Annotated in this window: 13 protein-coding genes; 9 read left to right on the plus strand and 4 right to left on the minus strand. The window is 66.4% G+C overall.

Annotation, left to right across the window (positions count from 1 at the left end; translation table 11 throughout):
• The first annotated feature begins 3 nt into the window (after positions 1-3).
• The 5 genes from rfbB to CYAGR_RS05310 all read left to right on the plus strand — a co-directional run bounded on the left by rfbB (position 4) and on the right by CYAGR_RS05310 (position 4702).
• Positions 4-1146: a dTDP-glucose 4,6-dehydratase gene (gene rfbB, locus CYAGR_RS05295; RefSeq protein ID WP_015108753.1), complete on the plus strand. Its 1143-nt coding sequence runs from the start codon at positions 4-6 to the stop codon at positions 1144-1146.
• Positions 1143-2642: a cysteine--tRNA ligase gene (gene cysS, locus CYAGR_RS05300; RefSeq protein WP_015108754.1), complete on the plus strand. Its 1500-nt coding sequence runs from the start codon at positions 1143-1145 to the stop codon at positions 2640-2642. Before rfbB ends, cysS begins: the two co-directional genes overlap by 4 nt.
• A gap of 57 nt (positions 2643-2699) precedes the next feature.
• Positions 2700-2939, plus strand: coding sequence for a hypothetical protein (locus tag CYAGR_RS16905; RefSeq protein ID WP_015108755.1), 240 nt, complete (start codon positions 2700-2702; stop codon positions 2937-2939).
• Positions 2936-3370 (plus strand): TA system VapC family ribonuclease toxin, encoded by a 435-nt coding sequence (locus CYAGR_RS05305; protein WP_015108756.1) that lies wholly within the window; start codon positions 2936-2938, stop codon positions 3368-3370. Before CYAGR_RS16905 ends, CYAGR_RS05305 begins: the two co-directional genes overlap by 4 nt.
• 99 nt (positions 3371-3469) lie before the next feature.
• Positions 3470-4702 carry a hypothetical protein gene (locus CYAGR_RS05310; protein ID WP_015108757.1) on the plus strand — a complete coding sequence of 411 codons (1233 nt, stop codon included), beginning with the start codon at positions 3470-3472 and terminating at the stop codon, positions 4700-4702.
• Between the two features lie 14 nt (positions 4703-4716).
• Here CYAGR_RS05310 and CYAGR_RS05315 read toward each other — a convergent pair whose 3' ends face one another.
• The 3 genes from CYAGR_RS05315 to CYAGR_RS16345 form a co-directional block, all read right to left on the minus strand.
• The gene (locus CYAGR_RS05315) at positions 4717-4929 is read right to left on the minus strand and encodes a type II toxin-antitoxin system HicB family antitoxin (RefSeq protein ID WP_015108758.1); all 213 of its coding nucleotides are present in this window, start codon (positions 4927-4929) and stop codon (positions 4717-4719) included.
• On the minus strand, positions 4926-5117 hold the full coding sequence (locus CYAGR_RS16910) for a type II toxin-antitoxin system HicA family toxin (protein WP_071881552.1): 192 nt from the start codon (positions 5115-5117) through the stop codon (positions 4926-4928). Before CYAGR_RS16910 ends, CYAGR_RS05315 begins: the two co-directional genes overlap by 4 nt.
• Before the next feature lie 108 nt (positions 5118-5225).
• Entirely contained in the window at positions 5226-6098 is an 873-nt protein-coding gene (locus tag CYAGR_RS16345; protein WP_281104608.1) for a class I SAM-dependent methyltransferase, read from the minus strand.
• Between the two features lie 101 nt (positions 6099-6199).
• On the opposite strand from CYAGR_RS16345, the gene CYAGR_RS05325 reads away from it, so the two are divergent.
• On the plus strand, positions 6200-6460 hold the full coding sequence (locus tag CYAGR_RS05325; protein ID WP_015108760.1) for a hypothetical protein: 261 nt from the start codon (positions 6200-6202) through the stop codon (positions 6458-6460).
• 10 nt (positions 6461-6470) lie between these two features.
• Here CYAGR_RS05325 and CYAGR_RS05330 read toward each other — a convergent pair whose 3' ends face one another.
• Positions 6471-7694 (minus strand): hypothetical protein, encoded by a 1224-nt coding sequence (locus CYAGR_RS05330; RefSeq protein ID WP_015108761.1) that lies wholly within the window; start codon positions 7692-7694, stop codon positions 6471-6473.
• 33 nt (positions 7695-7727) lie between these two features.
• On the opposite strand from CYAGR_RS05330, the gene CYAGR_RS18170 reads away from it, so the two are divergent.
• From CYAGR_RS18170 to CYAGR_RS05350, 3 genes are all read left to right on the plus strand, one after another.
• Entirely contained in the window at positions 7728-9029 is a 1302-nt protein-coding gene (locus CYAGR_RS18170; protein WP_156818390.1) for a hypothetical protein, read from the plus strand.
• A gap of 502 nt (positions 9030-9531) precedes the next feature.
• Positions 9532-12018 carry an exostosin domain-containing protein gene (locus CYAGR_RS17715; protein ID WP_172637149.1) on the plus strand — a complete coding sequence of 829 codons (2487 nt, stop codon included), beginning with the start codon at positions 9532-9534 and terminating at the stop codon, positions 12016-12018.
• 177 nt (positions 12019-12195) lie between these two features.
• On the plus strand, positions 12196-13107 hold the full coding sequence (locus tag CYAGR_RS05350) for a hypothetical protein (RefSeq protein ID WP_015108764.1): 912 nt from the start codon (positions 12196-12198) through the stop codon (positions 13105-13107).
• Positions 13108-13117 lie beyond the last annotated feature (10 nt).

A 13117-nucleotide genomic window follows, 5' to 3' on the forward strand; every position in this document is an offset into this window, starting at 1 on the left:
CCGATGGACCCCTACCCCTCCCTCGACCTGCCGCTGCTGCTCGCGGGGCGTCGCCGCATCCTGGTGACCGGCGGCGCGGGCTTCATCGGCGGGGCGCTGGTGCGGCGGCTGCTGCGGGACAGCACCGCGACGGTGTTCAACCTCGACAAGATGGGCTATGCCAGCGACCTGCTGGGCATCGTCAACACCGTGGCGGCACTGGGGGCGGAGGCGGAGCGGGCCGACGGGCCGCGGCACCGGCTGCTGCAGGTGGACCTGGCCGATGGGGAGGCCACCGCCGCCGCGGTGCGCCAGGCCGATCCGGATCTGGTGCTGCACCTGGCCGCCGAAAGCCACGTCGACCGCTCGATCGACGACCCGGGCGCCTTCCTGGTCAGCAACGTGATGGGCACCTACCACCTGCTGCAGGCGGTGCGGGCCCACTGGGAGGGGCTGCCGGCGGAGCGGCGGGAGCTGTTCCGCTTCCACCACATCAGCACCGATGAGGTGTTCGGCTCCCTGGGGGCCACGGGACGGTTCTCCGAGACCACCCCCTACGACCCACGCAGCCCCTACTCGGCCAGCAAGGCGGGCAGCGACCACCTGGTCCAGGCCTGGCACCACACCTTCGGGCTGCCGGTGGTGCTGACCAACTGCAGCAACAACTACGGGCCCTGGCAGTTCCCCGAGAAGCTGATCCCGGTGGTGATCCTCAAGGCCGCCGCCGGCGAGCCGATTCCCCTCTACGGCGACGGGGCCAACGTGCGCGACTGGCTCTACGTGGAGGACCACGTGGAGGCCCTGCTGCTGGCCGCCACCAGCGGCGAGGTGGGCCGCAGCTACTGCGTCGGTGGCCATGGCGAGCGCACCAACAAGGAAGTGGTGCAGGCCATCTGCGGCCTGCTCGACGAGCTGCGGCCCGACGGTGCCCCCCACGCCGGCCTGATCACCCCGGTGGCCGACCGGCCGGGCCACGACCGGCGCTACGCCATCGACCCTGAGCGGATCAGCACCGAACTGGGCTGGCAGCCCCGCCACGACTTCCAGCAGGGCCTCAGGGAAACGGTGCAGTGGTACCTGGAGCACGACGACTGGTGCACCAACGTGCGCAGCCGGGCCGGCTACGGCGGCGGCCGCCTGGGCCAGGCGGCGGGAGCGGGCCATTGACCCTGCGGCTCACCAACACCCTCAGCCGCCGCTGCGAGCCGTTCGAGCCGCTGGTTCCCGGTCAGGTGTCGATCTACTGCTGCGGCGTCACGGTCTACGACCTCTGCCACCTGGGCCACGCCCGCAGCTACATCGTCTGGGACGTCCTGCGGCGGTATCTGCTGTGGAGCGGCTACGCCGTCACCTTCGTGCAGAACTTCACCGACATCGACGACAAGATCCTGAAGCGGGCCGAGGAGGAGGGCAGCTCCATGGAGGTGGTGAGCGAACGCAACATCGCCGCCTTCGAGGCGGACATGGCCGCCCTGCACATCCTTCCCCCCGACCGGATGCCCCGGGCCACCCGCAGCCTGGACGCGATCCGGCGGCTGATCGGTGAACTGGAGGCCAAGGGGGCGGCCTATTCCGCCGATGGCGATGTGTATTTCGCCGTGATGCGCCAGGCCGACTACGGCAAGCTCAGCGGCCGCTCCCTGGAGGAGCAGCAGGAGGGCGCCAGCGGCCGCACCCGCGAGGCGGAGGAGGCCCGCAAGCGCCACCCCTTCGACTTCGCGCTCTGGAAGGGGGCCAAGGCGGGCGAACCCAGCTTCCCCTCCCCCTGGGGCGCCGGCCGGCCGGGCTGGCACATCGAATGCTCGGCGATGGTGCGCGAGGAGCTGGGCACCACGATCGACATCCATCTGGGCGGCGCCGATCTGATCTTTCCCCACCACGAGAACGAGATCGCCCAGTCGGAGGCGGCCAGCGGCCAGCCCCTGGCCCGCTTCTGGCTGCACAACGGCATGGTCAACGTCGGCGGCGAGAAGATGTCCAAGTCGCTGGGCAACTTCACCACGATCCGCGCCCTGCTGGAGAGCGGCGTCAGCCCGATGACCCTGCGGCTGTTCGTGCTCCAGGCCCACTACCGCAAGCCGCTGGACTTCACCGCCGAGGCCCTGGCGGCGGCCGCCACCGGCTGGAGGGGGCTGGACGCCGCCCTGGCCCTGGGGGCACGCCACGGGGCGGCCCTGGGCTGGGGCACTGCGCCCGCCGCTGAGAGCGCTGTGGCGAGCCCCGCCGAGATCGGCGAGGAGCTGGCGGGGGCCCGGGGGCGCTTCGCTGCCGCCATGGACGACGACCTCAACACCTCAGCGGCCCTGGCGGTGCTGTTCGAGCTGGCCCGGCCGTTGCGGGCCCTGGCCAACCGCCTGGAGCGGGGTGGGACAGAAGCCGAGGCCGCCTGGGAGGCGGCGGCGCTGGAAACCCGCTGGCGGCTGCTCACGGAGCTGGCCGGGGTGCTGGGATTGGAGGCGGAGGCGCCGAGAAGCGCGGCGGAGGGCACTTCGGCCGAGGCGGAGGCGGCGGAAACAGTGATCCAGCAGCGGATCGAGGAGCGCCGGACCGCCAAGGCCGCCCGCGATTTCGCCACCGCCGACCGCATCCGGGCCGAACTGGCCGCCGAGGGCATCGAGCTGATCGACCGCCCGGGCGGCGTGACCGACTGGGTGCGGAGCTGAGGCGATGGCGACGGACCCTGATGCGCACTAATATGCGCATCCCCAGGAGCGGCACCCATGCGCACCACTCTGGAGTTACCCGATCCGCTGTTTGCGCGCCTGAAGGCCCATGCCGCCAGCCGACGCCTCACGCTCAAGCAACTGTTGCGCGCCTACGTGGAGCAGGGGCTGGATGGAGAACCCCCAGCCCAGCGCCCCCCACGATCGGGCGCAACGCTGCCCAGATTGGAGGGGTCCTTGCCCATTCCAGACGAACAGTTGAGCAATTCAGGGCTGTTCAGCCTGATGGAGCCATGACCAGCCAGACGGATCTTCCCGATCTCAATGTCTGGCTGGCGATGACCTCAGCGGGCCACGTCCATCACACCAAGGCGATCCACTACTGGGAAACCGAGGCCGCCGAACGGGTTCTGTTCTGCAGCGTCACGGCCGTGGGTCTCGTGCGGCTGGTGAGCCAGCCCAAGCTGATGGGATCCGCCGTGAAGAGTTCTGCTGAAGCTGCTGCTCTGCTGCAAAGCCTCTGCGCCCAACCGGGGGTGTCCATTGCCGAGCCTGAGCAGAGCGCCTGGGACATCTTCTACGCGCTCGTCTGCGGCCATCAGCTGCCTTCGAAGCACTGCACCGATGCCTACCTGGCAGCCCTGGCCATGGCGAACGGCTGGCGGTTGGTGAGTTTCGATCGCGCTTTCAACCAGTTCAACGACCTCCATTGGCTGTCCCTTTCGTGAGTCACCCTCCCTCCAAGGCGGCGATCGAAGGGCTGCTGCTGCCCTGGCAGGTGGATGGGCTGCACGTCGGCAGCCGCATCTGGAGGCGGAGCTGAGGCGATGGCCAGCGTCTCTGTGGTGATCCAGTTCTTCGAGGACTTCGACTTCATCGAGAGGGTGGTGGAGCGGCTCGCCTGGGTGGATGAGATCGTGGTGAACGACGGGCCGTTCCAGTTCACCCGCGAGCTGCTCGAGCCTCTGGTAGGAAGGGATCTGGAGCAGCCGAGCCCGCGGGCGGCGGGCCTGTGCGCCCTGCTGGGCCGGCGGCTGGGGGTGCCGATCCACTACCACCACGGCGTGTTCGCCGGCGAGCGGGAGAAGCGGATCCACGGCTACGGGCTGGCCGGCGGCGATGTGGTGCTGTCGGTGGATGCCGATGAGTTGCTGCTGCTGGATCGGGCGGCGGTGGAGCGCTTCTGGGCCAGCGGCGCGGTGGTGGCCAGCTTTGACTGCGTCAATTTCACCTACCTGAATCTGGTGTGCGGCAAGGCGGGAAGCCCGCTGGTGGCCCGCAAACCGTTCGCCTTCAAGCGCGAGGCGATCTCAGCCGAGCACCACCTCGACTACCTCTGGCTGGTGGGGGTAGAGCAGGCGGCGGTGGCCTCCGATGACTTCCTGCCGGAGGCCCTCTGCGGCGGCGCCCACCTCACCACCGTGCGCAGCGCCTACGGGGCCAGCATCAAGTTCGGCTTCTACAACTGCCTCTATTTCCACCTGCACGGCGAGCGGGGCCTGGAGGGCAGCTTCCAGGCGGCTCGGCAGTTCTTCTCCCAGGGGAACTTCGACGCCCAGGCCCAGGCGGAGGTGTACGGGCGGGCGATGGCCGATGCGATCGGCTTCCCCGACCAGCAGCGGTTCCGGCGGGCCGAGGCGCCGCAGGTGCCGGACGCGATCCTGCACCTGGCGGAGGAGGCCTGTGCACCGTTCAACCAGGGGCTGCCGCACCGAAACCTCAACGGCCGGCTGGTGCCGGGGGTGCCGCTCTATGCCCTGATGGCGGCCGGATCGGAGCTTCGGGTGTCGCTGGCGATCGCCGGCGAGGCGCGGCTGCGGGTGCTGCCGCTGGCGGTGGACGGGCCGCCGCTGGACCTGGGCCAGCCAGCCCTGGAGCAGCGCTGGACGGCGGAGCCCCTGAAGCCCCAGGAGGTGCCGCTGGTGGCCGGTGGGGCGGACAGCGGCGGCGAGCGGATCGGCGACCTGGTGGAGCTGCTGGTGTGGAGCAGCGAGGAGACGACAGCCACCTGGGCCGGGGCGTCGCTGGTGCCGCCGTTCAGCCTGGACGTCGTGGGGTGAGACCTGGAGGCCGCCTACACCATCACCGTTGCCACACGAGTGCGTTGGGTTGGCAGCGGCTGGGCGTCGGCAGCCAGCCCCTCGAGGTGAAAGGCAATGGCCTCCTGGATGTGCTTGAGCACCTGCTGCTGGGATTCTCCGGTGGCCACACAGCCCGGCAAGTCAGGCACGTAGGCCGAGAAACCGGCTCCGGCCTGCTCGATCACGACGGCAAAGGGTTGGCTCATGGCAGCGGGAGTCTGGATTGTCTGGCGATGCTCTTCAGGGTTCCTGGGGCTAGATCGTCGCCAGGTTTTCCGGCAACCGTAACGCGACCAGCCCGATCGGGGTGCTTGAACTGACGGTGGCTGCCGCGAGTTGCCACCAGGAGCCAGCCTGCCTGCTCCAGGTGCTTGATGACCTCGCGGACTTTCATGCCATCGCGTTCTCTCGGTGACACCTCATGCTCCTTAGGAGCCGGTGAAACCTCAAGCGTGGAACCACCGAACCCGCCGAGAATCAGGGGCGTCAGTGGCACCGCCGTTCAGCCTGCAGGTGGTGGATCCGGCGGACGCTGGGCCATGAACACCAGGATCCAGGGGATCTCGGCGCCGAGGATGCCGTAGGTGGGGGAATGGATGGCTTCGATGCGGGGATCCTCGAAGCCGGCCTCGCGCAGCTGATCGAGGAACTCCCAGCCGGGGATGCGATACACCAGGGATCCCTGCCCCGGCTGCACCGGGTCGCCGTGGAATTCGGGCTCCGAGAGCAGCTGGGGCTCCTGCCCCCGGCCCCGGTGCACGGCCTTCACCGTGGACGCCGCCTGGCCGTAGGCGAAGGGCACCGTGCCGAGAAGGGCACCACCGGGCACGAGCACGCGCCGCATTGACCGCAGGGCGGCCGGCAGGTCGTAGACGTGCTCGAGGATCTCGTTGCAGATCACCGCATCGAAGCTGGCGTCGGCAAAGCTGAGAGTGCAGAGATCGTCGTGGTGCACCTGCTGGCGGCGGGGATCCTGGGGATCCGGCAGGTATTCGCTGCCCTGGTAGTGGGCCACCAGGCCCCGCAGGCGCTGGGCGAACAGGGTGATGGCTTCCGGGCAGTACAACCGCAGGGATTCCAGCAGCGGCAGCTGGCCGGCTTCGATCAGCTGGCGCAGCAGCAGCAGCACGGCCCGTTGCCGGGACACCAGGCCATCGTGCTGCAGGCTTTCGCGGAAGTTAGGGCCCACCACCTGGAGATCGGCGGCGGCGATGGGGGCATCGGTAAGGGGGTCCCGGATGCCGTTGAGGGCCATCAGGCGCAGGCTGGTGCGCACCTGCCGTTCCAGATCAGGCCACTGCGCCGCGAAATCCTTCTGGAAGGCGGCCTGGTGGCGGTAGGTGCGCTGATCAAGGATCGGGGAGGCCAGGGGCACGGCGCCGGGGCAGACCACCCAGGAACGCTAGGGGGAGCCATCGGGGCCGTCAGCGCGGCGGTGACTCGACGCCACCGAAAAGGCCACCTAAGCTCGTTTCGATGAGTGAAACCCCTGCCCCCACAGCAGACCCCCAGGCTCTGGCCGCCGAGATCGCCAGCCTCCAGGGCCAGCTTGAAGAGGCCCGGGATGAAGCCGAACTGAATCTGCTGCAACTGCAGCAGGTGCAGGAGCAACTGGAGGTTTCGATCCTGGCGCAGCAGGAACAGGTGAAGCTGCTGGAGCAGCACCAGCAGGAGGAACGGCGGGCAGAGGTGCTGATCGCCGCCCTGCTGGAACGGATCGAAGCCGTCGGAGGCTGACGGCCGGCCTTCAGGCCCCCAGGGCGAAGCGGGCCTCGGCATCGCTGAGTGTCCGCGAAAAAGCCTCCAGCCGCTGGCGAGCCGCCTCGGGCTCCGGGGCTGGGCCCCGGGGGCCTGCCGGAGGGAGGGGGAGTCCGATGCGGGCGGCGGCCTGCTCCAGGAACTGGCCGAAGCGCTGGGGGGGCTGGTGGACCACCGCCGCGGCTGCGCCGGCAGGGGCGGCGGCGGCTTCGGCCCGCTGCAGCAGGGCGCGCAGGGGCTGCCATTGGGGATCGTCGACCAACAGCCGCTGCAGCAAGGCCAGGGCCGCCCCCGTCTCGCCGCCCTCCAGCAGGGCGCGGGCCTGGAGCAGGCCGGGGCCCCGCCGGGCCTCGCGGCGCCGCTGGCGGAACACCTCGGCCAGCTCAGGGGGCGCCACCGCCAGGGCCTGACCCCAGTGGTCGAGGGCTGGACTGATGGCGCCGGCTTCAAGGGCCAGGCGGGCGGCGATGTCCCAGTACCAGGGACTGCGCTGGATGTCGGGGGAGGCGGTGGCGATCCAGCTGGCGCAGCGCTGCCGGTCCCCCCGACCCAGGGCGAGATCGGCGGCCCTGAGGCGGGCGTGCGACCAGTCCGGTCGGATGTCGGTGAGCAGGGCCCAGAACTGAAAGGCCTGATCGGGACGGTCCGCGATCGGCCCATCGCCCACCAGTTCGGCCAGGAAGGTCTCGATGGGTGGCTCCACGGCTGGCCCATGGCGGAGCAGCAGGACCAGTTCATCCAGCCCCGGGCTGGAGAGGGCCATCGTCCAGTCGACCTGGGCCCCCTGCCGCCAGTCCTCGGCGAGGGCGGCGGGCTCCAGCCAGCGCCAGCGACGGATCCGGGCGGCCAGGGCCGCGGCATCGGCCCGCTGCTCCACGGGGGTGGGGACCTTCGCCCCGCCGGCCCTGGGCCAGAGGCCCCACGGGTCGGGGGCCAGGCCCAGGGAGGGATCCAGATCATCGGCCTCCAGGACGGCCAGGTCGGCCCGCTGGCCGTCCCCGGCAAGCCACCAGGCCAGGCTCGCCTCGAGCGCCAGCGGTGCTCCCCAGTGGGGGGAACACCGCAACCGCCCGATCCGTGCCTCCAGCTCCTCCGCCAGGCCATAGCGACCCAGCCAGCGCAGCTGGTCGGCCTGCAGGGACGGCTCCGGCGGGGGATCGCCGGCGAGCTCCTGGAGGAGTTCCGATGCCGTGGGCCAGCCGTTTCGGGTCACTGCCTGGGGAACACTGGCACCATTGTGCGGCGGTTGGCAGCCGCTGACATCGAAGCGGAGCGGATGGAGCGAACCGGCCGGGTGGTGATCGTGGATCCGGCCTACGCCAGCGATGTGGGGCACCACGGCGATGTGAACGCCCGGCTGCTGGTGGCCCTGGGGGCCCGGGGCTGGCCGGTGGAGTGCTGGGCCGATGCGGCGGTGCCGGCCGCCGGATGCCGGGGGGTGTTCCGCGACTGCGGCTATGTGGACCCGCGCCACTGGGCCGATCTGGGCGGCACGGTGCACCTGGCCCGACGGATGGAGAACCAGCTGCGCACGGCGCTGGCCGAGCAGGGGCCCGTGGGCGGCTGGGTGCTGCACACGGCGCTGCCGTTCCAGCTGCTGGGACTGGCCCGGGCGTTGTGCCACTGCCCGGCGGCCGCCGTGGTGGTGAGTCTGATGTTCGCCCCGGGGGAAACCCTGGAGGGTCCGGGGGGGGAGGCGGACGCCACCAGCAACTGCCGGGTGGCCCTGGGCGCCCTGGCCCGGGCGGTGGCGCAGGGCGGTCATCGGCTGCGGCTCCTGCTGCCGAGCCAGCAGAGCCTGGAGCTCTACGCGCCCTTGCTGGCGGCGGCGGGCCTGAGCTGCGCCGGCCTCCATCCGGCCGTGGTCGGGGCTGGCCGGCCCGTGCCGCCCCCACCGGCGGCGGGGGGCCGGCCCCGGATCCTGCTCCACTGGGGCGACCTCAAGCCGGGCAAGGGCCGCCAGGAAGCGCTGGAGGTGGTGCAGGCCCTGCTGGGGGGGGTGCCCCGGCCGGCGGCGCTGGCGGAGGCGGAGTGGGTGTTCCACCTGCACAGCCAGGAGCCGCTGCCCGAGGCGGAGCGCACCAGCCTGGAGCGGGCCCGGGAGCGGATCAGCGGATTCCAGTGGCTGAGCGGACGGGTGGAGGCGGGGGCAATGCAGGGGCTGCTGGCGGGCTGTGACGCAGCCCTGCTCGCCTACGACCCGACCCTCTACCGGCAGCGCAGTTCAGGCCTGCTGTGGTGCTACGGTGCCGCCCGGCTCCTGAGCGGCCGACCGGCGGCGGTGCTGGGGCGCGCGGGGGGCTGGATGGAGCGGGAGGCCAGGGACCTGGGCCTGAGCTGGCGCAGCGGCAACGATGGCGGCTGGCTGGAGGGCCTGGCGGCTTGCCTCGACCAGGCTCCCGGCCGGAACCCCGGGGAACCCACCGGGGTGACAACCTATGGGCGACAGATCCTGGCGAGGGAATTCGCCGACGCTGTCGCCGCCTGGATGGAAAGTGAGACACCTCCAGGACCACCGGCGAGGCCAGGACCCGAGCTCCCCAGCTGAACACAACGGCACCGGCAGGGGCTGGCCCGAGGCACCTGCACTCCCTCAGGCAGACCACAGCCAGTGTTCAGTGGCTGCACAGCCAACTCACCAGATGCCAACCGCACTCGTCCATAACATGACCAGATGGAGGGATGCAGGCTTGAAAACGGCATCACCGGACATGGCCGCGGAATGGTCTGGCAGATGGTCAGCCACGGGAAGATGGGCAGCCACGCTCACAGCACGCTGATGGGCAACAGGAGCCCTTCCATCTCGCGGCGGCCTGAAGACGGCGGTCGGAAAACGACCGGGAGCCGGCTTTCCGGAGCAGGCACCATCCCCGCAGATGCCACCAACCCGATGACCAGCCTGGAAGAGGTTGCTTGTCCTGTTCTGTTCTGAATTGGCAGAGATCCATGACGGCGACGATGGCACCCCACAGGCGTAGTCCCACCCTGCCTCCAGGCATGGCATCGGGGGGCCATCCTGCTGCGGCCAGCCACCCGCGCCCGTTCCGATGATGCGCAAAGTTCTCTACACGCAGTACTACCGCGCTAAAACGCCTGATCGCCAGGCCGAGCTCGATCATTGCCTGCGCAGCAATCTGCAGCATCCCCAACTGGACATGGTCGTGGTGTTGCATGAACCCGACGCACCGGATCTACCTGGCCCTGCGCGAATGCCGGTCCAGCTCCTGGAGGATGCCAACCGACTCACCTATGCGAGCTGGATGCGGATGCTGAAGGATCAACCCGATGCCATCGGCATTCTGATCAACTCGGACATCGCCCTTGGCCAGGGGTGGGACCATATCGAAACAGTCCTGGATACTCCGGAGAGTGTCGTCACGCTCAGCCGTTACAACCCTGACCCCTTGGGGAGACCCGCACGGCTGAATCGCTTCCCTCACTGGACACAGGACACCTGGGCTCTGCGCAGTGACGCGCCCATCCCCAACAGCCTGCTCTATGCCGCCGATTTCCCCATTGGATTTCCCGGTTGTGACAATCGAATCGCCTATGTGCTGTGGAGCTATGGCCTGACGGTCAAAAATCCATGCCATCACATCGAGACCTTACACCATCAAGCTGAAACAAGAAGGGATTACGACAAGAACTCCGATCGACTCTACGGGGGAACCAGTTATGTTCATCCTACTCTTTCTCTCCATGAGCCATCCGAACTGGAGCACACAATCTGGACACGGGCAAGCGACCCCTGCCCAGGCGTTCTGATCAATCAGCAGTCAGTTGATCGTGGCGTTCACCAACTCCTGGCCAAGGATGTTGGGCTGGCAGAGATCTTCAAAGAGCATCACAAGAGCACCGGCTTGGCATGGGCCAATCCGCCCTTGGGCTGTCACCGCAGCGACCATGCCTCGACGCGGCCCTTGCAGGAGCTGACAACGCCACCGGGGGCTGTTCTGGAGTTGGAAGGTGAACGGCGGGTCAACGGTCTGCAGCTCAGGTTGCCCCGCACCGTTCCCGGACCTTTCCGGCTGGAACTGGAAGGTCGGACGCATCGCGAGGGAGACTGGAAGCCACTAGCCGTCAAGCCGACCGCCGAAGTAAGGGGCGATGGACGAAGACTTTTCATCGATGACAGGGTGCTTCAGGAGGACTGGGTGCAGCTGAGGCTTCGCTTGACATCCACCGCTCAACCAGCCATCGACAGCCTCGATCACTCCCATGTTGTCGAACTCATCGTCTTTGCCGAGAAGTCACCAGAGCAGCCTGAGCAAGCGGCTCAGCCCATGACCATCATCAGCCAGGAGACGCTCCCCTTACGGCTTCAACTTCAAGACAGGAGACTGGAACTCGTCAAGACCATGGATGGCCTCCACTGGCCAGTGGTCCACCAATACAACAGTCGCTTTTCGCTGAGGGGTCGCGAGGGTCGAATTGCATTGATTGACCGCTTCTGGCCGTCAGCGCTCACGTTTTGTGAGCCCAAGGATTCTGAGTGGGACAGCGATTCCCTGAGCGAGGCCTTCTTGCATGGCTTCGCTTCACCGGTTCTGGAGTGGAAGCCCAACCAATACGCCTCGGAGAAGCTGTTTCCCTCACAGTTGAATTTCTGGCAGTACCCCTGCCGGACGGAGCAAGATGCTTTTGAACGTCATCAACGACTCCCTGCTCCCTACCGTGACCGAACTGGCGTCCACGTCTACCTAGGCATGCCCTGGGCCACCTGGATCGACAAGAAGACATTTCCCGAGCAACTGCTGGGTGCTGTTCACAGCCGCCTGGAGGCGGTGCGAGAGCTGCTCGGCCAGCCGCTGCAGGTGCACAGTGTCTGTCAGCACATTCGCTGGAAGGAGCATACGCATCGCTTTGAGCAGGCCGGGGTCAATCATTTATGGATTGCCCACAAAGAAAAGGGTTGGGACCAGGAGCTTGGCTTGAGCCTGCAGTCCTGGCCTCTCTACGCGGTCAATATTCTGGATCCCGAAAGACGCGACGGACTCGAGCTTCTTCCGGTTCAGGAGAAAACGATCTTTGCTTCTTTCAAGGGTGCCCACATGAAGCACTACCCAACGGATATCAGGAAACAACTAACCACCCTGGCCCCCTTGGAAGGGTACGAGGTGGAAGTGACGGACCTATGGCACTTCAACAAAGTTGTCTATAACTTTCAGATTGCCAACAAGCAGTCCGATAAAGATGCTGTGGAGAAAGAGTCCATCAAGAACTATAATCAGTTACTCTCACAGTCGCTTTTCTCCTTGTGCCCTGCCGGCTCCGGACCAAACACCCTCAGACTGTGGGAATCACTGGGCATTGGCTCAATTCCAGTGGTCTTGAGTGATCGCTATGAGTTCCCAAGCCTTGAGCGCATGGGTTTGCCCGGGATGGACTGGGGGCAAGCCGTGATGGAGCATGCTGAAGGAGCGCTTCCGCAACTTGATGCGCGCTTGCGCGCCACTTCCTCCGTTCAGCGGCAAGCCATGCAGGACCTGGGACAGCGATTCTTCAAGGCCAGCAGAACCCTCACCTGCTTCGGCTGAGGGCCCATGCATCACCAGGCAACCCGTATGTCATGAAATCAGTCCAACATGGACTGTCATTCCTGATACTGATGACCACTCATTGGAGCTTAAGCCTCCTCTAAATCTGCCTCGACTGTGATTGACACAAGAAAAAGCCGTGTTAAGTTATGATGGTTATTTAGTGTAAGTTTACACGTGAATGACCCCGTCATTGCACTCCCTCACTGGCTTGGCGCCAAAAAGACTCAGTGGGATGAGATTTATCTTCCACTTTCTATTTCAAGCCTCAAGAAAAGCCAGCCGGCCGACAGGGAGATTCTTTACATCGATGCCAACGATAATTTCGCCATCACTGCGGGCGGACGGTCCACATCAGTATCCACAAGCTTACTTAGCAGTGACGACATCTCGACGTTCGTGGACTCCTACGTCCATCTCTCAACCAACCACCATGAGTTTGAGTTGCGGAGTATCCTCCGCATGTTTTATCTACGGAACCTGTTTCGTCATCTGAACATCAAGTCCGCCTTTACGGTGGAATCTGATGTCCTTGTCCTTCAAGATCTTTCGATCATGCTGTCTGGCTTCGGGCTCGTCAGTCCTGACGCCGCATTGACGGGGCTCAAGTGCCCGGCAACGGCATGGTTCAAACAGGATTACCTGGAGTACTATTGCGACATGGTTCTGACAGTCTATACAGGTTCGGTGATTAAAGCATTAACCTCCTGGTATCCTAAGTACCTCGAAAGGGGTGGTCTGGGCGGAATTTGCGACATGACATTTCATTCCTATGCGATCAAGCAAGAGCATGGATTTTCCAACAGCTTCGTTCTGATTGACAGCTCAGATCCGATTCCGAACTTCATTCCTGGCCACAACGACTCTCTCTCCTTTGACAACATGCTGCGAACCCTGACACTGGGCTCCCACGGCATCCAGTCGGCAATTGAGCCTCGGTCAAAGATGCCGATCAAGTCCGTTCATTTTGATGGGGATCGGCGTGCATTTGTGTTCACCGAGGAAGGACAGCGCATCTGGATGGGCTCCCTCCACTTGCAAGGCTCCACCAAAAGCCTGATGGGAAGGTACTACACAGATCTCTTCTAGATCGTTGCGC

This window comes from Cyanobium gracile PCC 6307, from assembly GCF_000316515.1.
GTDB classification, from domain to species: Bacteria; Cyanobacteriota; Cyanobacteriia; order PCC-6307; family Cyanobiaceae; genus Cyanobium; species Cyanobium gracile.

Excerpts from the sequence above, each read along its gene's own strand:
- rfbB (WP_015108753.1), top strand. The coding sequence starts at position 4 with ATGGACCCCTACCCCTCCCTCGACCTGCCGCTGCTGCTCGCGGGGCGT.
- CYAGR_RS05305 (WP_015108756.1), top strand. The coding sequence starts at position 2,936 with ATGACCAGCCAGACGGATCTTCCCGATCTCAATGTCTGGCTGGCGATG.
- CYAGR_RS16905 (WP_015108755.1), top strand. The coding sequence starts at position 2,700 with ATGCGCACCACTCTGGAGTTACCCGATCCGCTGTTTGCGCGCCTGAAG.
- CYAGR_RS17715 (WP_172637149.1), top strand. The coding sequence starts at position 9,532 with ATGCGCAAAGTTCTCTACACGCAGTACTACCGCGCTAAAACGCCTGAT.
- CYAGR_RS16910 (WP_071881552.1), bottom strand. The coding sequence starts at position 5,117 with ATGAAAGTCCGCGAGGTCATCAAGCACCTGGAGCAGGCAGGCTGGCTC.
- CYAGR_RS05310 (WP_015108757.1), top strand. The coding sequence starts at position 3,470 with ATGGCCAGCGTCTCTGTGGTGATCCAGTTCTTCGAGGACTTCGACTTC.
- CYAGR_RS05315 (WP_015108758.1), bottom strand. The coding sequence starts at position 4,929 with ATGAGCCAACCCTTTGCCGTCGTGATCGAGCAGGCCGGAGCCGGTTTC.
- CYAGR_RS05325 (WP_015108760.1), top strand. The coding sequence starts at position 6,200 with ATGAGTGAAACCCCTGCCCCCACAGCAGACCCCCAGGCTCTGGCCGCC.